Below are 25,814 nucleotides of genomic sequence, written 5' to 3'. Positions count from 1 at the left end.
TAGCGGCGGCAAGCCCTCAATGCGTCGACCGTCGCTAGACGTTGACGGCATGCACAGTCCCTCCGATCAGGCCGCCATCGGCTGGGCTGTCGGCCCGACACCGATCACCGCACCTGTGGTCATTAGCACGATCAGACCGCGCTCGGCTCCGGTCATGTCGAGATAGGCTCGAACCTGCGCGCGGTAGTGGTCGAGTGTCTGGGGATCGGGCGCCACATCGCTCTTCCAATCGACGACGACGGCTGGACGGCCTTCAGACGTCAGAGTTAGGGCATCCGCGATTCCGGTCGTTGCCGTTTCCATCCTATCGTCCGCATGCGCGGCGTAGACGGGAAACTCGGCCAGGAGAGCCGGCCGCAAGGCCGCGATTTGGGGCAGGGCAAGGGTCTGGACGACACAGCCCGCCAGTTCCTCGGCAGACAGTCCCGTCGCCGGGTCGGCGACCGGAAACCGGCCGAGGGCGCGGATGAGTATGGTGGCTCGGTCTGCAAGGGCTGCCTTTGCCTCATTGGTTTCCCTGGTCAGCACCTCTTCCATGAGCTTGTGCAGGATCAGTCCGCGTTCGCGGCTTCCTTGAACCAGAACAGCGGCTTGCAGTTCGGCTGGCTGGTCATCAGCCGATCCGGTCCAGATCCCGGCCTCTTCTTGCTGCAGCACCGCTCCGGCGGTGTTCTCATCCCGGCTGGGCGCAAGCCAGATCAGCCGCGCCTGCCGCTCGGTAACGGCTTCGGCTTCCGTGGCGAAGATTGCGCGAGTTTGGGTATTGGCCGCTCCGTTGGCTGCCGTCGCGACGTCGGCGGGTAGATGCGAGAGGTCCAGGCCGGGGAGTTCGGCCAGCGAAAGATCGACGAGACCGATCCAGGCGGACTTCGACGGCGTTGTGTCGAGCCGGGGCAGGACGAGAAGTTCGCGGGCGCGCGTGGCGGCCACGTACCAGAGGCGAACGCGCTCCCGATCAAGCTCGTCTTTCTCAGCCTGGCGCGCGACTTCGTAGCCGTCCGGCGCGACGCCCAGGACCGGGCAATAGAAGGTGTCCGTCTGACGGTCGATGACCGCACTGTCGGGCGCCATGACGCCCGTCATGGTGTTGACCGGGATGACGATTGGCCACTCGAGGCCTTTGGCCGCGTGCATGGTGAAGAGCGCGACGGCTTCTTCCTGCGCATCTGGCCGACCCTCCACTGCGCGCGCCTCGTCGGTCCAGGCTGCGGTCATCGCCTCGGCGAAGGAGCGAAGACCGCGAACGGAGTAGCTGGTCGACAGGCTCAAATAGAGATCAACATTGGCGAGCGCGCGTTCGGCCTGGCCGCGATGACGCGCGAGAAGGAGCGGCCGAACTCGCATCATGTCCACGGCCTGCGAGAGCAACTCGTGCGGCGTCGTGCTGTTGCTGCGGCGGTAGAGCGTCTGCAGCTTTTCGATGGTCTCTCGTGCAAGCGGATGAACGATGGCGGCGGGATCGACGCCGAGGTCGAGACGGGGAATTCGGTCGGGCTGTTCTTCGGAACGCGGCAGCGCCCAGACAATGTCCAGAAGTTCCTCTTCGGTGAGGCCGACTAGCGGGCCGCGCAGCAGCGAGCCAAGCGCCAGCGTGTCGCGCCGGTCGGTGAGAACGCGGGTCAGCGCGATCAGGTCCTGGATTTCCTGGCGGCGGAAGAGACCCTTGCCGGCTTGTGTCGCCACCGGAATGCCGCGACGTTCGAGCGCCTCCTCATAGCGCCACAGCTCTGCGCCGGTCGGGGCCAGCAAAGCGATATCGCCGGCCTGGCAAGGACGTTCCGTCCCACTGCGCCGGTCGACAATCGGATGAGTATCAATCAGGCGCGCGCACAGATCGGCGATTGCATCGGCCTCGGCATCGCGCTGCCGCTCGGCGCTGGCCTTGCCGTTTTCGTCCGCCGCGGCCACGTCGAGGGCCGCCACGCACAGGTCGCCGCGATCGTCGTGAAAAGGGTCGAGAGCGGTAAAACCGGGCTGGCCATCGGCCGAGAGCACCGCCTCGAAGCGCTCGTTGACGAAGGTGAGGATCGAGGCGCAGGAACGGAAATTGGTGGAGATCGACAGAAGGCTGTCGGGGTCCTGCGTGCGAAAGGCATCGCGAGCCTGCACATAGGCGCCGACGTCGGCGCCGCGGAAGCGATAGATTGCTTGCTTGGGGTCGCCGACCAGAAACAGCGCGCCCGGCCGGATCCGGAACCGTGTCCAGTCGTCAACGTCGTCGACCGGATCGCCGCACAGCCGCCAGAAGATCTCGGTTTGCAGGGGATCGGTGTCCTGGAACTCATCGACGAGGACACGCGCGAAGCGCTGTCCCAGCGCGCGCCGGACATCGTTATGGTCGCGCAGCAGGTCGCGCGCCGCGAAGATCAGGTCATCAAAGTCGAGCTGGGCGCTCGCCCGTTTGTAGTCGCGATAGCGCTGCAGGATCGGACGCGCGTCGTCGATCAGCGCCTCCAGAACCTGGCCGGCCGCGGCTTGAAGAAGCAAACCCCAAGCCTCGCAGCAAGCGTTGTAGCAGACCTCCGCTGCATCGTTCAGCCGATCTCCATCGGCCTTGGAGAGGCCAGCCTGCTTCGCCGCGGCAGCCCATTTGCCCTTCTTGCGATAGGAGGCAAAAGCGCCTGCCTTGGTGCAAAGATCCGGGTGCGGACGCAAGGTCAGAAGCTGGACCAGGCCGGAGGGCGTCGCGGGATCGGGACCGGCAGCCAACGCGGTCGCCATCTCGGCCAGCCGCTGGACGATCGCGAGCGTTTCCGGCTCGGTCGCCGCTGCCCTGCGCATGAAGGCCGCGAAATCCGCCGTCGCCTGCCGAAAGGCTGTCAGATGACCGTCAAGCGGCGATACGGGCGGCGCTGCGAGGGTGCGGCAGCGGCGCAGATTCTCAGCGATCTTGTGGACGAGCGCCACGGTTTCACCGGGGCTGTGCAGCACCATTTCGGCTAGGATGCCGTCCTGATCGCCGGACAGACGCTCGCGCAGCCAGCCATCGACGATCTCAAGGAAGGTGAGATCGGCCTGGTTGCGGTCCATGACGCCGGCGCCGGGATCGATGTCGGCTTCGGCCGGATAGGGCTTTATCAGACGCTGGCAGAAGCCGTGAATGGTCGAGCAGGTGATTTCGTCGATCACGGCGGTCGCGGCGGCGAGATTGTCGCGCTGCGCCTGCGACAAGCCACCGGGCAGCGTCACGCGCAGCTCGGTCGAGATGTTGCCGACCGCAAGATCGGCAACAATTTCGCGCACCCGCGAAAGCAGCTCACTGGCTGCTAGCTCTGTAAAGGTGACGGCGGCGATGGCGTGCGGGGGAACGCCCTCCGCGAGCATGACGGCGATGCGTCCGGCCATGACGGCAGTTTTGCCGGAGCCTGCGCCAGCTTCGACCAGGATCGAGCGATCATGGAGACTGATCGCGTCGCGTCGCGCGTCGTCATCCTTAAGGACCCTAGACACGCTGCTCATTATTCCGCCTCCCAGATTTGAGTGACCTGACCGAGCCGTTCGGTCGCGGCCGGCATCTTGCGTTTGCAATAGGTGGCGCTGGCATTCGCCGGCAGGGCAAAGGCGAGATCGTCGTAGTCGCCGCCGGTGTCGGGGCCTGGCAGCGCGGCACCGCCGGCGAAGCTGCTCCTCGCCGCGCGCAGATAGTCAGTGATCTCAGCGAGGACCGCGTCCGGATCTTCGAGCTGGAGGTTGATTGGCTCACGCGGGTAAAGCAGCGAGGCGCTGATCGTGACATCATCGCCCAGCAGCGCCTTCACCGCGAAGGCATAGAGGCAGCGCTGAAGCTCGCGGCCGCCGTTCAGCCGGATGTCGCCTCGCGGAGGACGGCCGGTCTTGTAGTCGCGGACCAGCGCGCGCTTGCCGTCGCCTGCGATGTCCAGCCTGTCAATATAGCCGGCGATATTGAAACCCGTGTCGGGAATCGTGACCGGCACATTGGGATCCCACGGCGTCTGCGCGTCCGACTTGGGCTCGGCCCCGCCGAACGGCACCTCGCTATAGGAGCGGGCACCCGGCAGAAGCACATCGCCATAGGCAAGAGCCCGCTCCGCCGTCAGCCGGGCATCACCCAGGGTGCGCCCCCAGATGACGGCCGGGGGGACCGCACGTTCGCTTTCCCAATCGGCGGCGACAAGCGCCGCGGCCCGGTCAACCGTCGCCGTGATCGCCGCGGCGTCGGCGGACACCAATCCACCGGCGCTCTCCAGATCGCGTAAGGCGCGATCGAGAACCATGTGAACCAGATCGCCGACGCCGAGCGCGTCAAGCACGAGCGGTTCGATGGTGCTTTCTGGCACGCGCCAGCCGAAGGCATAGACCCAGGCAAAGCTCAGCGGGTTGCGCAGCAGACGCCGGAGTGAGCTGGCCGATTGGGTGCGGGCCAGGATTGCGAGAATGAGCGGATGGTCGGGCCGGATGAGGCCGTCATGCGGCGTGATCTCGGTGTGCCGCCAGTCGCGCCAGCAGCCTTGCGCGCTGAGCGCCTGCCGGTCGGCGCTAAACTCCTGCGGCCTGGCCATGAGGCGGTCGGTTTCGCTAAACGCATGGATCGGAACGGCGTTGCGACGGAGATAGATTTCCTGACCGTGCGCAGCGAGGAGGGGGCTGCGTCCCAGCAGCCGTCCGTCGCTGTCGCGACGGGCGCGCGAGAGGACGACTTCGCCGGTCGTCGTTGCCAGGATCGTCTCGAAGTCTCGGCGATCGGCCAGGCTCACCGGGAGCGGGTCGAGCTCGGCAGTGGGGATGATATGGTCCGGGATCAGCCGGTCCTCGGCAATTCCGCGCGGCCAGTGCGAAGAGTTGAGGCCGATCAGCCGCACAAAGCGCCGCGGCGAGGCTGCTAGCGCGCTAGCAGGCATCCAGCCGACGGACACGCACGCCTCCAGCCCGTCATCCTGCTTCAGGGTTTCGAGGCTGGTGTCGATCGAGGCCGCCGGCCCGGCGAGGAGGCCCTTGCGCCAGATGGCGAGCGCGCGGCCCTTAAGAAAGGCCTCACCGATCTCCGGTGCTGCGTCGGCCCCCTTGGTGAGAAGGTCGATGGCCGCGCGCAAGGCCGGGGCGTGATCCGCGTCGTCCGGCCAGTCCTCGGGCTTCAATCGCGCCAGCAGGCGGTCCCAGGCGTTGGGCGTCGACATCGGCGCATCGGCTGGCAGGATCCGCAGCCAGCCTTCGGGAAGTGACGCAAAAGGCGTGGAATCCCGACACAGGGCGGCGAGACGACGGATCCGGGACTGCGATAGGCCGCGAACGACGATGTCGGCTAGCGCGGCGGCGGCCTGGCCATCGCGGGTGGTGACGGTCTTGACGCCTTGGACGAAGTGCAGGTCGATGTTGGCGTCCGCGCGCAGGCCGAGGAAGTGATCGTCGTAGTCGGCGGGCGAGGCCGTGGCGATCGCGATATCGGACGGCGCCGCGCGCCCGGAGGCGAGAAGCGACCGCGCCCAGCGCATGGCCTCGATGGCTTCGTGATAGGCCGTAGCCGCGCTGACGGTGCTGACTTCCGGGGTCTGCGAAGGCGCGCGCAGCACTGCGACACCCGTGCCCTCCAACCAGGCCGGCGTCGGCCTCGGCCCGGCCGTCCATCGCACGGGAATGTGCGCGGTGAGCGCTTTCAGGAGCGGCCGCCAGCAGGGCGAGAGTTCGGTGAGGCCAGCGATCTCCATCGGGCCGAGAACGGCGGGCGCATGGGTGATACGGCTGGTAGCGTCGGCGACGATGTCGATGGGCCGCATCATGGCGGCTGGTAGCTGCGCCAGGACCGCCGACTCCAATCGAGCGATGGCGTCGAGTCGCGGATGCTCGACCGCGCGCGCTGCAAGGTCGATACCAGCGCGCCAGGCCTTGTGCAGGGTGTCCGCGGCTGCGTCTATCATCCCGGGCAGCGATTTGATGCTCTCCAGCTCGCCCATCGGCGTTGCCGGCAGGACCGTCTGGATCGCCACGCGAAGGCTTTCATCATCAATTGGGCGGACGAAACCTCCAGCGAGCCGCACCGCCGCCTGCTCGAACGACATGACCTGCAGGCCATGACGGCGGTCGCGCGCCGCCGCCAGGCGGCCTTCCCGCATGGCGAGGCGGCCGTGAACGACGAGGGTGGATCGGCCCGAGATGGCCATTGTGGTTCCCTCCTTTCGAGGTCAGTTCTCATTCGGGCGCCGGCTCAGAGCCGGGGCTGCCGCGCTGGCGAGCGCGTGACTGTTGCGTGGCGGTATTATTTTGGCGGGGCTACTTTGTGGGAAGTCTGTCAAACCCGTTCAGAGAGGCTCTCTATAACAGGTAGACAGTAGAATACCGGGCGAGATGCTTCTGATGGAATGTAATCCACAAGTTTATCGTTAGAATCGACCAGATATATGGCTCCAAAGGCGCCGCCAGAAGCCTGGTGTCGCCTTGGGCGGAGCAGGTTGAGCAGAAGGCTCGACCGTGGGCGATTGCCCGTAGAAACGAGCTTTGGCGGCACGATCACGACTGCGCTCGGACTTCACCTGCTCGTCGCTCCACGGGCCGGCTTCGACCACCTTGCCACGGTCGATCACATAATGTGACCGGCACTTCAACGTCCAGTTGCCGATCGACGGATGAAGCGAGATGGTCTCACCGTCGAAGGTCATCTTCCAGTCCGTCGGCGTGAACGGCGTGACAACTTCCTCGCCGCAACCGCAGCAGCAGCTGTGGGCCGATGTCGCATATTCCATCGACAGGTACAGCACGCCTGCCCCAAGGCGCTCAGGGATGTGGTCGACGAAACGATGCTCGAGTCGCTTGTGCCGTATCACTTGAGATCCCCATTGATCAGCATGTTGCCGTCGGTGGTGTAAGTGCAGTGATGCTCATGTTCGAGGTCTCGGTAGAAGCCGCGAATTTTCTTCCACTTCACCACTGCCAGGACAGCATTCAGGGCATTGAGATCCGCAACCTGAATGTTGGATGCATAAATGGCCTCCACGCCGCCACCGACGAATGAAATGCGCTGAGGCACATGATCCCGCTTCTGAGGCGTGCTGGCGGTCACCCGAAGGATGCCGCCGAGTGATCCTTCGTCGAGCTCAAGGCCCATGCCGACATCGACGAACGCAGCGCCAATCGTCTCGAGCTTCTCCACGATTAACCGCTTCGCGTCACCGGCATCGAGGGACAGGAACGCGAAGGTGACGCCGTTGAGAAGCTCGAGGTTGGCCGGGCCGAGCGCCACGTCATGCGCCACAATGTTGCGATGCATCCGGCTATAGATACCCTTCAGATATTCGACTTTCTTTGGCGCCTCTCGCAGTTCCTCCAGGCTCGGAGCGCCCGGTGCCCGAAACGCGTTGTGGGTCAAGAACTCGTCGCTGTCGAAGAGTCGGATCTCGCGAACCGGCGTCTTGGCGACGAAGTCCAGAATGTAGCCGCCAGTGCCGCCGACGCCAATGATGGCAACCCGCTCGCTGGCCAGCCGCTCGGCCAAGGCGCCGATCCCGACACGGTCGGAGGCTGTCTCGACATAATTGAAGACGCTGTCCTCCTCCGCTTCAGGCTCACGGATGGTGCGGGCCGTTGTGCCGGGGTTCAGCACCGCGGCCGGACCGGCGATGATGTTGGCGTAGCTGGTCATCTTGTGGTGATAGTCCGTGTAGCCCTCGGCCGGCTTGCTTGAGAAGGCATGCGTCGCCTTCAGGCCATGGCCGAGATCGAAGGCGCCGGTCTGGTGTGCGATGCCCTGGATGGGCGACCCATCGGCGTGACACGGGAAGTCGCCATCCCAGTGGGCGACATGGGTGTCGGGCTTGCGCGTCCGGTCCCCGGCCAGCGTGAGGCTCGAGATCAGGGTGCCGATGCGCAATTGCCGGTGCGCATCGACATAGGGTACCTCGCGCATGACGAGATGCCCACCGCGCTGCTGGACAAAGTAGCCCTCGTCCCGCAGCCGCTTGAGGTCCGGATTAAGACTGAACAGTGCGTGTGACATTGAACACCGTTCCCTTCTTCTTGACGTCGACAGAGCCGCCAGCGCCGAGCTCACCGGCGTGCGGTGTCGATGCCGCGTGCCGGTAGGTCATCGAGAAGACGACGTTGGGCTCATGCTGACCCGGAAAGGCGAGCTGGACGATCTGCTCGAACGTCACCGTGCGCGCGTTCACGGCGCGCGGCCGCGAATTGACGATGATCTCGAACGTCAGCCGCGCGGTGATGAACCGCTCGATGTCGGGCTCGGCCAGATCGATCAGCTCACCAAGCTCGATCAAGCGGTCTTCGCCGCCAGGGACCTCAAGGAAAACGCCGTCGCCATCGCCGGGCTTGGCAAGGCCATAGAGCACTACCCCGCTGATGACGGGCTTGCCCCAGCGCAGCTCGTCGTCGTTGAGCGTCAGCTTGAAGTCGCGATCAGTCAGGAAGGCGACGAAGCGCTCGGTACCGTGCTCGCGCAGGTCGAAGGGTTCGTCTAGCCGCACGTCTTCAAAATCGCCCGAGGGCAGGACCGCGAAGAGGCTATAGCCGTCCTGAGGGTCCAGAGCGGCGGCTTCGAGCAGCTGGCGGCCGAGCGGCACAGGATCGCTCACCTGGCGGGACAGGAAGTTGAGATCGCCCTGGGCGAGGAGGAAGCGATATCCCCGCGCCGGACGCAGTGACCGCCCTTCGCGCAGGGCGTCGCCGACGTCGTCGTAGTCGAGAAGTTCTTCAGTGTTCATACGATTAGTCCTTAGGTTGGGCCGAGGCGGGGCCACGGCTCTAAGGGTCCAATCGGATCGAGATTCGCCGACCGGTAAGGTCAGGCGAACTTTTTTTGCAAGGGGCCGTCGGGTGTCGGTCCGCAGATGAAGAAGGCCGGGCAGTTCGGACAGGTGCGCGATGAGACCTCGGCCGGGAACCGTCCAGCGCGGATGTCGCCGAGAAACTTTGAAAGCTTGTCCGTGCGTCCCTTCAACTCGCGGTCTGAGAGGGAAAGCTCGGATGCCTCGCCGTCGGAGAGATGGACGAGCTCCGCAACAGCACCTGGATAGGCCTGTTTGACCGCCAGGATCAGCGCCGCGGCGCCGACATCCTTGCTCTCGGCCGATCGCATGTGACCCGTGCGGACGCGGCGCACGGCGCGGATGCCGTCCGGCCGCATCAACACCTCGTCCGGCTCGACGAGGATTTCTTCGCCGCCGAGGTTGATACTGACCGCCACCGGCGCCTCAGCGATCGCTCCTGCGCGGCCCGACAGAAAGAAACGCAGCATCGCCGATGCGAGATCGCGGAATTCAGCGCGATAGCCATGCTCGCCTAGTCCCTCGTCGGCAAGCGCAGTATCGGTGCGATCAGTGAGTTCCTGCTCGGTCACAGGCACGTCCGACGCGATTACCGCCTCGACTACCGAGCGAACCGCCTCGTGCAAGTGCATAAAGGCCGTAGTGGTTCGGCGCCCACCGACGTGCAGGACATGGGTATAGAAAAAGCGGCGCGGGCAGGATTCATACAGAGCGATTTGCGGAGCTCCGAAGCGCAACCGCCCGTCGATGACCAATTCGACTCCCCGCGCTTCCGCCGCCACCGGAAGCGGCCGCGCTGGGACAACCGAGCGCCGTGTCAAGGCGCTCCCGAGGCGGTCGAGGAATGGCGAAAGCGGTCGACTGTGACCGTTGCTCTTCTCTGTCGGCGCATAAAGGATCAGGCGATCGCGGGCGCGCGACTGTGCCACGTAGAAGAGGCACTCCTGCTCCTCTGCCTGCCCTGCGCGATATGCCTCGAGCGCGCTGCCTTCGGCGCCCGCAATCATGCCGTCGGGCGCTGGACATGGCGGCGCCGGCGGCGTGCGCGGGATCGTATCGCTGTTGAGCCCCGGCATATGCACACCACCGAACTCGAGGCCCTTTGCGCCGTGGATGGTCATTAGACGCACAGCGTCGAGATGTTGAGCGGCCGCCGGCAATTGGCGCAGGTCGCGATCGTCACCGAGACGCACAAGCCTGCGCACACGATCGAGCATGCGCGTGATCGGTAGTCCGCGGCCGGCCGGCTGGACGCGCATGAAGTTGAGGAACTGCCAGATCGCTATGCCGCGCGTACGGTCGGCGAGCTCTGCGGATGCGCCAAGGCGCGCGACGATGCGCGTGCGATCGAGCAATAGCATGGCGAGCACGGTCCAGGGCGAGGCTGTCTGGTCGAAGCCGCTGAGCGCGATCGCCAGCCTGGAGAGTGCCTGACGGCCGGCGTCGCTTACGCCGGGGATCGCATCCACCTGCTGGAGCCAGCCGCCCGGCGCGTGGTCGGCTGCCCGCAGGTGCTCAAAGATCGCCGCCACGTCAGAGAAGGAAGTTGTGAAGTCGGGCCAGCACGCGATCCGCAGCAAGCCCATGGCGCGCCGATCGACGAGAATGGAGAGCACGGCTAGGAGATCCTTGACCTCGGCCCGCTCGAACAGGCTTCCCAGAAACAAGACGGGGACACCAAGCCGTTCGAGATCCTGCCCGATCGTCGACAGCTTCTCATTGCCGGTGCATAGAACCGCCTGATCACGGTAGGCAAAGCCCTCGCTGCGAAGCTGCTCGATCGCATCTGCAAGAGCAACTTGCTGCTGCTCGGCCCGCTGCACAGTCCGCAGTTCGGGCTTTTGACCTTTGCCGTCCCGATGCGCCTCAAGGCCGCTGTCCACGTCGCCGGCGCACATGGTGGTAGCGAAGCTGGAGAAGCTTTCGACAATTTCCGGCACCGAACGATAGTTGCGCTTCAAACGGCCGCGCTTGCCGTTAGCGAAGTCCTCTTTGCCGAACCGTGCCATGTTGAAGGAAGAGGCGCCGCGAAACCGGTAGATCGACTGCTTGGCGTCACCGACCATCCAGAGATTGCGGCCATCTGGCCGCAACGCACGCAGCAACCGCACGCTGCTGCGGTTCACGTCCTGATACTCATCAACCAGGACATGGTCATATTGCGCCTGGAGCGTCGCACAGATGGCCACGTCTTTCTCGAGCAATTGCACCGGCAATGCGACAAGGTCGCCGAAGTCGATGCAATGCGCGTTGCGCTTGAGCTGCTCATAGGCGGCGTAGACGCGTGCCACCTCGCCGGCGCGTTCAGCGACCTCGCGCGTATCGGAGTCCCCGACCTTCGCAAGCATTGCGTCGGCGAGCGTGGCGTAGGTTTCGGCGTCGACCACCTCGTCTTTTGCCCGTGAGACGGCGGCCAACATGTCGGCGATGATCTGGGTCGGATCGTAGAGATTGCGGTAATGAACAAGCCTCAGGCGCGGGAACTCCTCCTCGAGGAGCTCGACCGCCTCGGTCCGATCCATCATCCGCGGGTCTTTCGGCAGGCCCAGTTCTACATGGAAACGACGGATGATATCGAGACCGAATGCGTGGAACGTGCCGATCCACATCGCGGCAGCAGCCTCGGGCCGCTTGCGGGCGATCCGCTCCGCCATCTCGCCCGCCGCCTTATTCGAGAAGGTCAGAAGCAAGATGCGCCGCGGATCGACACCCTCGTCCAGAAGGCCTTCGACGCGAGCGATCAACGTCTGCGTCTTGCCAGTGCCGGGACCCGCCTCAAGCAGATAGGCTTCGCCGCGATGTGCCGCCGCCGAGGCTTGCAGCGAATTCAGCGGCCGCTCGACATGCGTCGTGGCTGTCGCGGGAGGCACCGGCAGCAGCAGCAAGGCGTCGAACAGCTGCTGCGCGACGACCTCGAACGGTGCGCCGAATTTCGCGGCAATGGCGGACGCGGAGAGCCCTTCGTCGATATGAAGTGCGCGCGCCAGGGTGCGCGGGAGCAGCAGCTCGCGTGCAAACAGGTCCATCTGGACCTCACGGCGTTGCCTGCGGCCATAGTCGACAACCCGATCCATTCCAACCGGCGACGGCTCTGCGGCGCGGCTGGGATCAATCGTCGGTACCGGCTCGCCCTCAGGATCGTCGCCGAGCTCGACATGACCAATCTCGTGCGCGACCAGGAAGGCTTGCTCGAACGGCGAGCCGACACTCTCGTGAAGGATCAGATCGTCGGCGGCGACGAAGGTCGCACGGCCGCCATTGAGGATGGCTGCCCCGGCGGCCGTCGGTTCGACATCAATCCCCCGTCGCCTGGCCTCGGCGACAGCAAAGTCATAGGGCGACCAAGGATCGGCGCCGGAAGCAACGAGGCGAGCATGAAGCTCTGCGGCGACTTGCCTGGCGAGCTCCACGCTGTCCATATCAATCCGCCTCTGCCAACAACCGGGCGCGCTTCTCTACCGGGACACCTGCGTCGATCAGCACCTGCTCGAAGGTGACCTGCCCGCCGATCGCCGGCTTGCCGTCGGCCTTGTAGCTGCGCCCGGCCGCCAGCTGCGCGGGGCCCCAGGACAATTCCAACTGTGTGACCGAACTGCTTACCGCCTCGGCCAACATCCCGAGAAACCGTCGCGGGATACTGACGAGGGAGATCCGTCGCTCCCGCAGCGCGGTCACGACCTGCCGGGGCACGTCAAGACGCTGGGCCACGGCACGCCAATCGGCGACCGTCAGCGCCGCGAAGGGGTCGGTCATCGGCGCCGGCATGGCCGCCGCGTGTTGTGACCAGGCAGCGTCGATGAGGGCCTGATCGGCAGCGGCCAGCGGCGCGTCATCGTCGTAGACTTCGCGGCTAAGCTCGCGCGACAGGTCGACGAGCTCTCGGGCATATTCCGGATAAAGCCGCAAATAGCGCTCTAAGGTTGACCGGCCAGGCTCGCTCTCGACCGCGAACGCGTCGAGCACAGACTCGCGGGTTGGACGTTCTCCGGCGGGGCTCACCGCTCTTCTCCATCGGCCATGGCGGCCCGTAGGGCGGCGAAGGCTTTGTCGCGATAGGTTCGGACGGTCTTTTCGGAGCGGCCCAGGGCCTGGGCGATGGTCATGACGTCCGGCTCCTTTGAGTCGATGGGGAAGCCCTGTCTCAGCATGTGAATGATCCTGCTTTGTTCTATCGGTAGAGCCGCAATCGCCGCATCTAGGCGCAACCGGTAAGCCGGATCGTCTAAATCCGACAAGGCGAACGGGTCGTGAACCCCGGCGGCGGCCTCGACCTCCAGTGACAGCTCACCGCTTTCCTCGTCATATTCGAGCGGTCGGGAACGGTTCTCGTCGCGCCAGGCCTGCTCCTGAGCATCGCGCCGCAGACTAGCCAGCGCGCCGTCGAAACGCACCTCGAAGTAGTCGACCTTGTCGACATAGGCGGCGCGATCCGCCGACAGCAGCTCGACGAACCGGCCGAATACCTTGTCGCGCACGACCCCGCGCGTCAACGATTCCGTCTTGCCATCAGGGCTTTCCGCCCTGGACAAACTACGCATTACCCGTTCAATCAGGGTCCGATAGAGGCGCTCAAACCACATCTCGTTGTTATCGCGACGGCTCGCGCGGATGAAATAGACGAGACATTCGCTGGGGACGTAGGCTGGGTCGGAGCGCTTCCTGATTGCAGCCCTGGCGATCAACTCGTCACGCGACAGGGCCGCCAGTTCGGCGATGAGCGCTTCTACCCTCTGGTCGCGCTTGTAGAGTTCGCCGCTGAGGCGTCGCTTGCGCAGCGGTGTTACTGCCGCTTGGCGCATGCGCTGCGCGTCTGCCTCTTGCCCTGCGTCGGCAGCTCCCTCAAACTGGTTCATCGCGCCGCCTCGCTTTCCATATCGCGCCTCTCGTTCAGACGCGTCTCGAGCGAGCGGATGCTGTCGAGCACCGCCTCAAATTCCGGAGGATCGCCGAAGATCATCCCTTTCATGGCTCTGTAATCGACGCGCAACTGTTCGATCATAGCGTCATGCGGTGCAAGCGCGAACGAGCCAGGCACGGCGCTCGCGAGATCGAAGTCCGGTCGATTGAAGAACATCCGGGCATGCGCGACGCAGTCCGCGCCGAGCGCGCTGTTAGGGATGGCGGCGTCGCCCACCAGCGTCGCGCCGAGTTGGTGCAGATCATAGTAGTGTCGAGACACGCGCTGGCCGCCCCCACGCAACTCTCCGCGTTTGTCGAACCAGCGTCGCAGCCCATGGAGGATGACGATCTTATCCCAGAAGGTGCGTTCAGGGTCGACCGTTCGCACGGCCGGCACGGTCAGGTCGAGCGCCGGCAGATCATCGTCGACATAGGGTTTGATCGGCACTTCGCTATTGGGGTCGAGCGCGGATTTCGCGCCAGACTCGATCTTGATCGCCGCTCGCACATAATCCGATCGTGGCGTCGCCGCTGGATACCAGATCAGCAGCGTCTGCCCATCGGGATCGGCATCGTCGGCGTCCACCCGTCCCGCCCCGGTATCGAGGCCGGCGGCCTTGAGCCTTTCTTGTAGGATCACAGTCAACTCGACGCGCAGCGGGCCGTTGATGTAGGCTTGGCAGGCGTCCTTGATCGCATCGAGGCGCGCCTTGCGTTTCTTACCACTCAGCGCGTCGAGCTCCTCGATGGTCGCCGGTTCGCCAATGTCGTCCCGAAACACCGTGACGTCGATATCCTCTGAGAAGCGGTTGATCAGACCGAAGCCTTTGGACAAGGAGGTTCCGCCCTTGAAAAGAAGGCGGGGTTCCCCCTCTTTCAGGCCATTGAACAAGGCATCCAGCGTCCAGCAGACCCAGAAGTCCTTTTCGATATTCTGGGATGCCGTGCCGAGGCGCAGCGCCGTCGTATCGAAGGCGCTTAACATCGTGTCCGACCCTGCCGCGAGGACCTCGTCGAAAGCCGCATTCATGTCTTCGCGGTCCGGGTTGCGCCGCGCTTGGCGGTTCGTGTCTTGTCGGCAGGGTGCGGTTTCGGCTTCCGTCGGCTGATGGCTGCGTGATCGTCGTCGCCGTCCCTCGTTCGTTGTCGCTGACGATCATTATCAGCATCGGCACCAGCATGATCATCATCACCGACATGCCAACGACCAACGCCAGCGGCGTTTTCGACAAGCGGCTTGAGAAACACCCACATCCAGGTTGGCAGCGCCGCCATACCCGCAGTGATGTCAGCTTTCAGCTGCGGGCCCGCAACGGGATCCTCGAAGAGCTTGGCGAGCTTGCGCTTGACGTGATCACTCTCTCCTTCACGGACCAGGAGATCGCGGAGCCAGTGAAGCGCCTGGACGACGCGCATCGCCGGTCGCCCGGCCCAGAACAGCTTGCTTGCCGCGGTCGGACGGAAGGTGATCGTGACGTTACCGAGCTTGATCGCACGACGGCGGGCGTCTGTGTGCACCACGATTTTTGCAGGGACCGCGTCGGTCAGGCCCAGATCGTTTGCTGCGGTCATGCCATCGACAAGCATCCGGGTTTGGTCGCGTCGACCAACTGCGTCGATGACCGAGCGCGGATCGGGTGGGTTGGTTTTTTGGGTGAGCTTGTTGAAGCCAGGCTGATCGTAGAGCCCGCGATCAATCCGCCTGAGGGTTTGCGCCTTCGTCAACCGCTGCAACGCCTTATCGACGGCGTCCCGAGAGGCGAGATCCACGAAATCACTGGGCGTCCACACCTTGCGCGGCGCGTCGGCACGGATGCGGTCAAGGATGGCTGTCTTCAGATCGGGCGAGTCGCTCATGTCCGAAAATTGTAGACGTTTTTCGGACGATCAACAAGCAGCCTGTCCGAAACATATATACAAATTTCGGACAGAGCCATCTCATCCCCGCTTATGACTTACCCGGTTGCCAGTCGCTCATCTGCAAAATGTTTCCGCCGAGTTTTGCGAACGCGCGTTGGCGGCAGGAGAAAATGAGAATCTGCTGATCGCATGACTGACGATGCAACGCGTCGAACATGCGCTCAATGCGGTCGTCATCGGAATAGACCAAGGCGTCATCGAGGATGACCGGTGTGGGTCGCCCGTCGCGGGCGAGCAGACGGGCGAAGGCCAGCCGGGTCAGAACCGAAAGCTGTTCTCGCATGCCGCCACTCAGCCTCTCGACATCCTCGTCCTGACCATTGCGGCGAACGGTCTGCGGCAAGAGTGTGTTCTCGTCGAACACTATGGAGATGTCATCGAATAGCAATCCAAGCAGCGGTCGCAGCTCGGACATGACCGGTTTCAGATAAAGATCGCGTGCCGTCGAGCGCGCAGCGACCAGCGTCGTGCGCAGCCGGTCTAGGACGGCTTTTTCGAATTCGAAGCGTCTCGCTCGCTCTCCAGCGATTTCCAATTTTTCTGTGGCCTCGCGCAAAGCTTCTTCCACCGCGTCGTCGGACCGAGTGCGAATATGGCCATTGAGATCGGCCAGGGTCACACGCAACTGACTTGCTTCCTGTGTGGCGGCATCCTGAACCGAACGGGCGCGGCGGAGAACGGCTTCGGCGCTGGTGAGATCGTGAGCGCCGTCGCGCAGGGGAGCAGCGCGCATTCCGGCCACTTCGCGCAGCTTTTGTCGTGCGGTGGCCTCGGTAAGCAGCAAGCGCTCCTTTTCCTCGCGCGCTGCATCGGGTCCCAATATGACCTCGAGGCTGGTCAGTTCCGCCTGGATGGTGACATAAGCTGTCTCCGCGGCCATGACAGCCTCGTCGGCATGGCTGCGCAAAGGCAAGGCCTCGCGCACGCTGTTGCGTGTTGTCGCCACACGCTGCTCGGCTGCGGCATGATGTTGCCGGATCTGTTCCGGATCGACTTTGAGTTCGAGGTCCCCGGCCCCGAGGGCACTCATACGAGCAAGCTCCTCGTGTAATTGCTGTATGCCCTTGGGCGCGAGATCGGCAAGTCGCTGACGCGCCAAGCCCAGTTCGGTAGCCTTGTCGCGCGCTTCCACTAGGCGCTGGCGTGCCGTCCTGAGGCTGTCGACACCGAGGGACGCAAGCAGGCTGCGGTGCTTCGCTTCGGCGTCTTCGATGGTCCGGTCGGCCTGCTGCGGCCGATTCGATCGCAGGGTCAAGGCTCCGATGCCGGCAATATCCAGGCGCACGGTGCCAGCAAAGCTTTGGTCTTCTGCATGGGGCAAGGGCTTGGCATCGATCGTCACCAAATCGGCGGCGCCGTCCCGGTATTCCATGCATAGCGTCGGCAGGGTTGCCAGGTGAGCTGCACGAAGGCTGGCGATCTCGATTTCGAGCGCCTGCAGTTGCTCGACAGCCTGTTCCGGCACCGCCAGCATCGCCAGTGCTGCCTCTCCATCTTCGATCTGGGATCTGGCGACTTCGGCTTGTTTCAACCGGTTGTCCGAGCCGGCCAGTTGTTCGGCAGCGTCACGCGCCAAAAGGGTCGCATCCAGCCGCGCGAGAAATTCGCGAGCTTCGCGCTCTTCCTGTTCGGCTGCTTGAACCTCGGCCATCGCTTGTTCGTTTTCGGCTATGGCAGAAGCGCGCCGATCGAGAACCTCCCTCCGGCGAAGCTGCGCAATCGTCGACTGCTCGCGCAAATCCGCGGCTCGTTTGAGCGCGGTCCGAAAACTATCGAGGGCCTGCTTCGCTGCGTCGTGGTGAATTGCTGCCAGAGCAGCTTCCGCTTCAGCAGCCTTCAGGGCTTCGCTGTGCGATTTGGCGGCCTCGACCGCGGCTTCGGCGGCCGAGATACTCTCCCGCCGGATAGCGCCTTCTTCGGGGTTTTCAAGCTCAGACAGACGCGCCAACGCCATGCGCCGCTTGTCGAGCGCATCGCGCAGACCGGTGACTTCGGCGCTGAGGCGCAGTTCTTCTTTCAGCAGTTTGTCACGCTCATCGAGCGCCGCCGCATAGAGACCCCCGCTCTTGGGACGCAGCGTTGACGTAACCAGGCTATAGAGTTCTTCTTCACATGCGGCGGTGATTTCGGCCATGCGTCGCCCGCCGGTCAGGGCTTCAACTTCCCCCTGAACCGAGGACAGCAGGCCTTCGCGCACGCGTTTTTCGCCATCCTCCTCGCTTTTGCTGCGCTTTTCGATGCCGGTGACCCCTTGGCGAACCCAGAGCAATCCTGCCGGTCCTGCGGTTCCGCCATGGATTAGTTTGCCGATAAACGCTTCGGCCTCGTCCGCATGAGCCAACAGTCGCCCCCGATCGAGGTCGATAACGCTGGCCAGCTTGCCGCCATAAAACTGCTTGGTAAGCCGATAGCGTCCTTCTGAAGTGGTGATGTCGGCCTCCACCACCGGATTGCCCCCACTATAAGGCCGTAGCAGTCTCACACCTTCGGGCGTTCCCGTATGAGGCTGGAAAAAAAGTGCATGGAGTGCTTCGAAGAAGGTTGATTTGCCGAATTCATTGACTGCGCAAAGCACGTTGACGCCGTCGCCTATGTTCTCGATGGCGACGCCTTGCCCGGCGAACCGTTTGACGTTGTGGAGCCGAAGGGCCGTAAGTTTCATGATCCCATCGCCTCGCAATAGCTGAACAGCCGAACCAGTGCTTCTCGCGATATGTCGCGTTCGACAGCCGACCGGGTTTCGTCACTACTTTCATCCAACAGTGCCTGCGCTGCCTCGCGAAGGGCACCAGAGCGGTCGATCCGATCCAAATCGCCACTTTCGCAGTCGGTCGCGAGCCCGTCCCCGTCCAGCTCCAGATAAGCGAAGTCGGGCGCGGCTGCCGCGATCGCCGCTTGAAGGGCGGTTCGCCCACTTAACCGCACCCGGCCAGACGCGGCAATTCGCAGCAAGGTCTGGCGCCGCAGATGTACCGGTGGAAGCAACGCTTCAAACGCCGCCGAGCTGTCGTCACCAGACAGCAGATGCAGGGGAGCGGTTTTCCAGGAAAAGCTGGCCGTCTCGACCGCCGCAATCTCCGGCATGGCGCCGGGCCCGGCAATGGAAACGACAAGAGCCTGGCCGGGCGTGTCATGTTTGAAACGGTCAGGTTCGGGCGCACCGCTATAACGGCTGCGCTCATTGATGGCGACTGGGCCGTGCCAGTCGCCCAGCGCCAGGTAATCGAGACCGGCCTTGGCCGCGCGATCTGGCGCGATGATGTCGGACGCTGCGGAATCCTCGGAAAAGGCCTGAATGGCGCCATGAGCAAGCCCAAGCCGGATGGCGCCTTGCGTCGTTGCGGCGCTGTCCATCCACTCGGTAAGGTCGCGCCCGGGCCGGCGGGTCGTACACGGTGCAGGCAGCAGCGCCACGCCCGCGGCAATGGTCGAGACTTCGGGCCGCGTCGCCAGCAGGACATTGTCCGGCACAACGCTGTCCGCTGCACTCCACAATTGATCAGCTAACAGGGAATCATGGTTGCCAGGCAGCAATATCCAGCGCAGAGGCGCGCTCTGGCTCATCTCGGCCATGGCCTGCCGCAACATCGCTGGAGTGGGCGTTTCGGTATCGAACGTATCGCCGGCCAGAAGTATGGTGGATGCACCATGGACCCGTGCCTGTTCTGCCAGCCGGCTGATCGCGCTATGGCGCGCTTCACGGAGTCGCCCGCGCAGATCCTCCGGCATGTTGCCGAACCGCTTGCCGATATGAAGATCGGAGCTGTGGATGAAACGAAACATGGAGTCTCCGAGACTATGTCGATGCCGGGTAGCGCCGGGCGCGATCGATGGCCTCATCCAGCCGGGAGCGTGATATCGCCGCAAGTCGTTCGACGCCGAGCATACGTGCAAGGTCGAGAGCGGGATCCGACTGTTCCAGAACGTCTTTGTTCGCGACGACGACAGCGGCTAGCTCGGCGATTGGAATGTCGGCAATGGACCGGCGGGCAAGGGCGTCAAACGGCATGCGATAATCAAGCAGATCGACCACCGACCCCTTCTTCCATAGGAAGCTGCCGCTGGATTCTTCAGTTCTATCGAAATCGCGCAGATGCAGGTCGATCCGCTCCCGAATCTTGTTGCCCGTTCTGAGCCAGCCATGCGCCCGTGCGATGCGCTGCGCAAGGACGTCTTCTCGCAGCGGGCCTTCCTGTTCGATCACCGCGTCGACCATGGTCCGCAAAGTGCCTCGGTAGGCGAAGTCGTAAAAATGATCCGGGCTGATAGCGAATGCTGATAGGTCAGTGAGGCGATAACGGCCCCCCATCGGTACAGAATCACGCGTCGAATTCGCGGCAGCGGGCAAAACTGCTCCAGGTGCTGATGGGTACTCTACCGTCGCGACGGGAGCGGCGACAAGTTCTGGCTCTGATATTAGCGACAAGTTTTCAGGTTCGCCGATCGATGCAAACTCTTCGGCTGGCAATGGGTCTATGGGGTCGACCTTATGTCCCATGTCCCATTGGATCGTCGCTTCACTTTCCTGTTGTTCAGCTTGCTTGCGACGGCTTTCCTCGAGCAGTGCGGCCAGGCTGGCATGAAGCCTCTCGGTGCAACCTTCGAGATCAAACCACCAATCGGTTGACCATACCCGGACGATGTTCCACCCGAGGCCCCGTAGGACCTGCTCGCGGACCTTGTCTCGATCTCGCGCCGTGGCAGAACTGTGATAGGTCGCGCCGTCACACTCGACCCCCGCCAGATAGGCGCCGGCGAGATCGGGATGCCTAATCCCTATATCCACTCGAAAGCCAGAAATGCCAACTTGTGGAACGATGGTCCATCCGCGCTTCTCAAGCTCGGCGGCTACAGCCTCCTCGAAAGGGGATTCCAAGGTCCCGACCGATCCGCGTTCCTGCGCTGGCAATGCCACGGCACCGCGCTCGGCAAAATCGAGGAAGGTTTTGAGATGCTGTACGCCAATTGCCTTGGTCCGGTTGGGGTCGATCTGGTCGGCGGTAAAACCTGAAAATACTATCAGTTCCTGCCGCGCACGCGTCACCGCGACATTCAGCCGGCGTTCGCCACCGTCCCGATTTAGCGCGCCGAAATCCATGCTTCGCTTGCCGGCGTTGTCTTGCGAGAAAGTAATCGAAAACAGGATTATGTCGCGCTCGTCGCCCTGGACATTTTCCAGATTCTTGACGATCGCGGGTTCAATACGATCGTCGGCAAAGAACCATTCAAGCTCCGGCTCCGTCTGTCGCGCCTTGTCGAAAAAGTCGAGGATGAGCGACTGCTGTTGCGCGTTGAAGGTGATGACTCCGAGCGTGGGTCGGTCCTTTTCCGGTAGGGTCAGCCAACGCCGCATCCTGCTGACCGCCTCATCGGTGACCGCTTGGGCTTCGATGCGGTTGGTGCGACTTTTTCCACGATCGTAGATGCCGGTCGTGATTTTTCGCAGTTGCACCGCCCGATCTTCCACCGTTGGGGAAGGGAAGGTGATGAGCCGATTCTGATAGTAATGATGATTGGAAAAGGCGATCAGCGACTCATTGCGGCTACGATAATGCCAGCGCAGGTCACGTACCGGGATGCCGGCCGCTTTGGCTTCGTCGAGAATGCTCTCAAGATCCTTTTCGTGCTCGACGACTTCCTCGTCCTCCTCGTTGCGGCCAAAGAAATTGGTGGGCGGCAACTGCTTGGGATCGCCTACGATAATGGTTTGATGGGCTCGCGCGATAGCACCGACAGCGTCCCAGGTGGTGATCTGCGATGCTTCGTCGAAAATGACCACGTCGAAAAGCGCCTGGTCGGGAGGTAGGTATTGAGCGATTGAAAGCGGCGACATCAGCATGCACGGCGCGAGCTTGGCAAAGCTCGTCGGCATCGCGCCAATCATCTCGCGGATTGACCGGCTGGGCCGCTGCAATTCCATCTGATGACGCAACAGGCCCAACTCGGAATTGCGCGGGACGCTTTGCACAGCCGGCAAACCATGAGCGATGGCACTGATGACGCGAAGGCTTGCTTGAGCGCGGACAAGATCGTCGATTTCCCGGAAATCTTCGATAGCGTGCTCGTGCTGGAAGCGCCGGAAATTCCGCAGCACCGGATCGGCATCCAGCGTGGCCGGCAGCCACCAGCGTACATAGGCCAGGCGGAACGCGGATTGAGCTTCAGCTGGTCGCACTAGACCCGCCTCGATATCGTCGACCAACGCTCCCAGATTCTGACTGACAGCCCTGCGACGAATGCCGCACCACGAAGTCCAGTCCCGCAGAAGATGACGGGCGTCGAGCAAGTCTCCCATCGCAGTCGTCAATTCGGTCAGCGGGTTATCATGTTCTGCCCAAGAAGGCGTCTTTCCAGCAGGGATCGCAAATTGGGTCTTGGCAGCCTCAAATGCTGCAGAAGCCGCAAGGAAGCGGGCTGCTCCTTGCCGCATCGTACTATCTGCTGCACCGCTTCGCAGGCTCGGTGCGGTTGCTTGCAGAAGTGCTCTGAGATCCTCAGTGCCAAGGCCGGGCAGCCGTAGCGTCTGTCGAAGCCTTTCGGCCATCGAGAGTATCTGCCCGATACGGTGGGTGTCGGTATCAAGACCAGCAAATCCGGTCGGTTTGCCGGATAGGATATTGGCTTCGACAGCAGCGCGGCGGTCCTGCATCACGCGCAACAGCGGCAAGTCCTGCTGAGGATCGGCCATGCCTTCTGTGACATAGGCCTGAAGCAGCTTCTGGACTTTGCGTTTGCCCAACTGACTGTTTGGCCAGAACGCAGAAGCGGCCTGTTGCCATTGCTGCTCTATGTCCTCCATTCGTATCCGCGCAACGGCTGCCTCGTCATAGCGGGCCGACAGGTCCTTGCGAGACTTGCGATAGTCTCCGATTGCCTCATTGAGAGTGGCGAGGGCTCCCCGCAACAGGGCGAAATCTCGATCAAAGACAATGCTGACGTCATGGCCGGCACTGTCCTGGAATGCCCCTGCTAGTTTTCGCAGCGCTTCGAGCTCCGCTTTTGACGCGTCGCCTTTGGCGCGCAGGCCGACGCTCACCAGGAAGGCGTCGAGTGCGGTCGCTAGAACCTCGGACGCACTTTTGAGGGTCTTTGCCCCTTCGAGCAAATTGTCCTGCCAGCCTGACGTCCACTCGGTGACATCTATGAGACGCAAGACCGACCGCATCTCCACTGAATGAAACGCGACACCTGTTTCGGCGGCAATATGCTCCAGCGCCAGCCGGCTTGCCTCGTCATGGCTATCGCGCGATGGCCACGACAATACCGGAGCGTGCTGTTGCCTATTCTTGAGAGCGATTCCAAGCGCCAGATAGGGCGTGAGGCCGTTGATATGGCGCCGATGCAGCGCTTCGACATAGGCATTCAGTTCGTCGCGACGGACGCGAAGCCGCTCGTTGATCGCAATCCACTCCGCTGCGTCCACGCGCACGCCGCTTTCCCAGCTGATCCTGAGCTGGTTGAGAAAGTTGCGTCGGTCCGCCTTGCTGGAATGGAGTTCGAGGCAGTGCGCGCCCAGGCCATGTTCGCGCAGGCGGCGATAAACGACGTCAAGCGCCGCCGTCTTCTCGGCCACAAACAGCACGGTTTTGCCAACTGAAAGACAGTTGGCAATCATGTTGGCAATGGTCTGGCTCTTGCCAGTGCCGGGAGGACCGATAATGACAAAGTCGCGGCCCTCAGCGGCGGCAAGGCTTGCCGCGGTCTGTGAAGAGTCGGCCGGCAGCAGCGAAACGATATCGGACGGGGCATAGTGCCGGTCGAGTTCGCGCTCGTCCCGGAATGATGCGCCACTACCCTCGAACGCTATCTCTGGCGTATCGATCAGGTGGCGTACCACGCGGTTTTCGCGCAGCGCATCAGTACGCTCGACCAGATCCTTCCACATGAGAAACTTGGCGAAAGAGAAGGTTGAGAGCGCCGTCTCGTCCACCACCTCCATGCCGGGCACGTCGCGCACTGCCTGGCGCATAAGACCGAGCAGCCGCGGCACATCAACGCCGCTTTCGTCCTCGGGCAGCTCACCGGAAAACTGTGGCAGTTTGAGCTCGAAGTCGCGTTCGAGAAACTGCAACAAGGTGGCGTTGAATCGCGGTTCATCTTCATGGAAGCGCAAGGTAAAACGCGATGTCGCGCTGCGGCGCTCGATTTTGACCGGTACGAGAAGTAATGGTGCGCGATAGCTGCGCTCGTCCTCCGGCTTTTTCTTCCAGCGCAGGAAGCCGACCGCCAGGAAAAGCGTATTCGCGCCGCCCTCGGCAAAGTCGTTGCGGACTTGCCGGTAAAGATCGATCAGCCGGGATTCCAATTGGCGCCCATCGAGCGTCGACGGGAGCTCGTCGCGCAGAAGCGCTTCCGCGGCAAAGCCTCGCTGGAGGTCCCGTCCGTGCACCTCGCGATAGAGGGCAGCATCGCGCTCGCCCAGTGGATTCTGTTCGGGCAGCGAAATCAGCCGGATCGAAGCGCCTGCCATCAGGCGGTCCTCGAGGTAGCCGACGTCAGTACAAAGAAACGGAATTGTCTTCTTGGAGTCCGGAAAATTGAGCAGCCGGTTCCGCAGTGTCAAATCCAGGAGCTTTTTCTGCCAACGGTCGATCCGCCCGGCTGCTGACGTCGGCTTCACCTCGACGATGTCGGCAGGCAGGACTGTTGCGGACGGTGCCGTTGGCAGCGGCAGCACGATTTCGGTTGCCACCTCGGTATCCACGCTGCGACGCATCGGTTCGTGCGAGGCAAGCGGCGTAATGCCGCCGCTGCGCGAGCGGCGGATATCGATAGCGGCGACAAAGGTGCCCACCTGCGTTTCGTCGAGCCGCTGTTCGATTGTTCGTTGCGCAGCCTCCAGCGTCATCGCCGGCCGATGCGTCACACCTGTCGTCTCAAACACGATCAGTTCGCGCGATGCCAGCGCCTTGCGGATCTCCATGGCATCAGCTTCGATGGCGTTGGCGAGCGTCTTTTGTGTCATCCAGACGCCGACGGCAGCGTGGCCCTGGAACATAAGCACGACTGGGTGCAGGCCCGTCGCCTCCAGGGCGGAGGCGAACAAAAGACTGGCATCGAGACAGGTAGTCAGCCCCTCCGCCGTAATTGTAGAGGGACGTCGGATTTTTTGGCCTCGGCTTTCGAAACTGGCAGGTGGCTCAGCATAATGCAGGGATAGACCGGCAACCGCCGAATAAATTGCGGCCGCCAGCATGAATGAGCGTTGCGGATTGCCGCTTTGATAGCCATCGAGGCTGGAGGCGTGACCATGCGCTGCGAGCCGCTCCGCTGCGGAACGCAGCAGTCCTGCGATCGCCGGGTCGTTCGGCATGACGAATGCAGGCAGCAATTGCGCCATATCGATGACGCCACCCCATTCGTCGCGGGCAAGCAGGCGCACCGCAACACGCTGCTCGGCCAGCACTGCGCCTCCTGAGGTCAGGCGCAACGTTATCTCCCCGCGCTCAGCCTCGTTGAGACCGGCCAGATAGCTGGCGTCGAGATCGATTTTTCGGTCGCTTAAGGGAAGCCGGTCACCAGCAACGATCCGATCAATTATCCAGCTTTTGGCGCGCAAAAAAGGAGGGTTCGATGTCAGCTCGAGAGTGCATTTTTCGAAAGCCTGCTGGGTTGGGTTATTGAGAGAGATGGACCGGATCACCGGAATCGCATTTTGGAAGGATGCATATGTAAAGCTGGCGGCGATGTCAGCCACTAATTCTATTACGGGCGCCGCGACTGATATACCGGCGGCGTCGCCAGTGTCCGAACTCGTTTCCATGCCCCATCCCCTATTTCATTCACATAGAACTTTGCGGCCAGAATTTGAAAGTAAATTCTCGGTATGGTCACCGCTTAGTTCTTCAGCAGCATAAATCTCTGAACTCGAAATGCCTCCGTCAGATTGGACAGTTGTGGACCTCTGCAGGGATTGGTGGTCCTTGCCGCCGGTACAGCACGATATCTGTGATGAGGCAGTTGCTCGAGGAGCTTTCGTGCCAGCCGCGCTTGCTTCCACGTTTCGTTGAGCCGCGCTGATCGCTCGCTTGAGGCCGGACTGCGGCGTTCGTCCGGACAACGAACTGGTGGGTCTTTGGTCCGACCCCTTTCAAGACCAATGGCGGGTCGCCCCTTTTGGCTCGAAGCAAACAATCGCAGGTAAGGCGAAGGATGACCGCTTTGCGCCTCATTGCCGTCGTTCAGAATGCCGGGCATCGCTCCCGGAACGGACATTCGCCGGAGCTCTCAGGCAGCACGTACCAAGGTCAGCAATGGGCACGTAGC

The 25,814-nt window shown here is 62.9% G+C and carries 13 protein-coding genes; all 13 read right to left on the bottom strand.

Going from position 1 to position 25,814, the window contains the following annotated elements:
• Positions 1 to 66: 66 nt before the first annotated feature.
• Positions 67 to 3,459, bottom strand: coding sequence for a UvrD-helicase domain-containing protein (locus ACSQ3Z_RS32705; protein WP_436175324.1), 3,393 nt, complete (start codon positions 3,457 to 3,459; stop codon positions 67 to 69).
• Positions 3,459 to 6,116, bottom strand: a complete 2,658-nt coding sequence (locus ACSQ3Z_RS32700; RefSeq protein WP_436175323.1) for a PD-(D/E)XK nuclease family protein — start codon at positions 6,114 to 6,116, stop codon at positions 3,459 to 3,461. Before ACSQ3Z_RS32700 ends, ACSQ3Z_RS32705 begins: the two co-directional genes overlap by 1 nt.
• Positions 6,117 to 6,335: 219 nt before the next feature.
• The gene (locus tag ACSQ3Z_RS32695; protein ID WP_436175322.1) at positions 6,336 to 6,776 is read right to left on the bottom strand and encodes a DUF6527 family protein; all 441 of its coding nucleotides are present in this window, start codon (positions 6,774 to 6,776) and stop codon (positions 6,336 to 6,338) included.
• On the bottom strand, positions 6,773 to 7,945 hold the full coding sequence (locus ACSQ3Z_RS32690) for a ThiF family adenylyltransferase (protein ID WP_436175321.1): 1,173 nt from the start codon (positions 7,943 to 7,945) through the stop codon (positions 6,773 to 6,775). The genes ACSQ3Z_RS32695 and ACSQ3Z_RS32690 overlap by 4 nt, the downstream gene beginning before the upstream one ends.
• Positions 7,920 to 8,666, bottom strand: a complete 747-nt coding sequence (locus ACSQ3Z_RS32685) for a multiubiquitin domain-containing protein (RefSeq protein WP_436175320.1) — start codon at positions 8,664 to 8,666, stop codon at positions 7,920 to 7,922. The genes ACSQ3Z_RS32690 and ACSQ3Z_RS32685 overlap by 26 nt, the downstream gene beginning before the upstream one ends.
• A gap of 80 nt (positions 8,667 to 8,746) precedes the next feature.
• On the bottom strand, positions 8,747 to 12,148 hold the full coding sequence (locus tag ACSQ3Z_RS32680; RefSeq protein WP_436175319.1) for a UvrD-helicase domain-containing protein: 3,402 nt from the start codon (positions 12,146 to 12,148) through the stop codon (positions 8,747 to 8,749).
• A 1-nt stretch (position 12,149) separates the two neighbouring features.
• On the bottom strand, positions 12,150 to 12,728 hold the full coding sequence (locus ACSQ3Z_RS32675; protein ID WP_436175318.1) for a hypothetical protein: 579 nt from the start codon (positions 12,726 to 12,728) through the stop codon (positions 12,150 to 12,152).
• Complete coding sequence (locus ACSQ3Z_RS32670) at positions 12,725 to 13,582, bottom strand: DNA-binding response regulator (RefSeq protein ID WP_436175317.1); 858 nt, start codon at positions 13,580 to 13,582, stop codon at positions 12,725 to 12,727. The genes ACSQ3Z_RS32675 and ACSQ3Z_RS32670 overlap by 4 nt, the downstream gene beginning before the upstream one ends.
• Positions 13,579 to 14,658 carry a nucleotidyl transferase AbiEii/AbiGii toxin family protein gene (locus ACSQ3Z_RS32665; RefSeq protein WP_436175316.1) on the bottom strand — a complete coding sequence of 360 codons (1,080 nt, stop codon included), beginning with the start codon at positions 14,656 to 14,658 and terminating at the stop codon, positions 13,579 to 13,581. The genes ACSQ3Z_RS32670 and ACSQ3Z_RS32665 overlap by 4 nt, the downstream gene beginning before the upstream one ends.
• On the bottom strand, positions 14,655 to 15,485 hold the full coding sequence (locus ACSQ3Z_RS32660; protein ID WP_436175315.1) for a DUF6088 family protein: 831 nt from the start codon (positions 15,483 to 15,485) through the stop codon (positions 14,655 to 14,657). Before ACSQ3Z_RS32660 ends, ACSQ3Z_RS32665 begins: the two co-directional genes overlap by 4 nt.
• 91 nt (positions 15,486 to 15,576) lie before the next feature.
• Positions 15,577 to 18,210, bottom strand: coding sequence for an AAA family ATPase (locus tag ACSQ3Z_RS32655; RefSeq protein WP_436175314.1), 2,634 nt, complete (start codon positions 18,208 to 18,210; stop codon positions 15,577 to 15,579).
• On the bottom strand, positions 18,207 to 19,331 hold the full coding sequence (locus tag ACSQ3Z_RS32650) for a metallophosphoesterase family protein (RefSeq protein ID WP_436175313.1): 1,125 nt from the start codon (positions 19,329 to 19,331) through the stop codon (positions 18,207 to 18,209). Before ACSQ3Z_RS32650 ends, ACSQ3Z_RS32655 begins: the two co-directional genes overlap by 4 nt.
• A 13-nt stretch (positions 19,332 to 19,344) precedes the next feature.
• Complete coding sequence (locus ACSQ3Z_RS32645) at positions 19,345 to 25,311, bottom strand: DUF3320 domain-containing protein (RefSeq protein WP_436175312.1); 5,967 nt, start codon at positions 25,309 to 25,311, stop codon at positions 19,345 to 19,347.
• Between the last annotated feature and the right edge of the window lie 503 nt (positions 25,312 to 25,814).

The sequence above is a fragment of the Mesorhizobium sp. LjNodule214 genome, from assembly GCF_964252735.1.
GTDB lineage: Bacteria > Pseudomonadota > Alphaproteobacteria > Rhizobiales > Rhizobiaceae > Mesorhizobium.
Note: the sequence above shows the minus strand (reverse complement) of the source record. Positions and strands in the feature narration are given on the sequence as shown.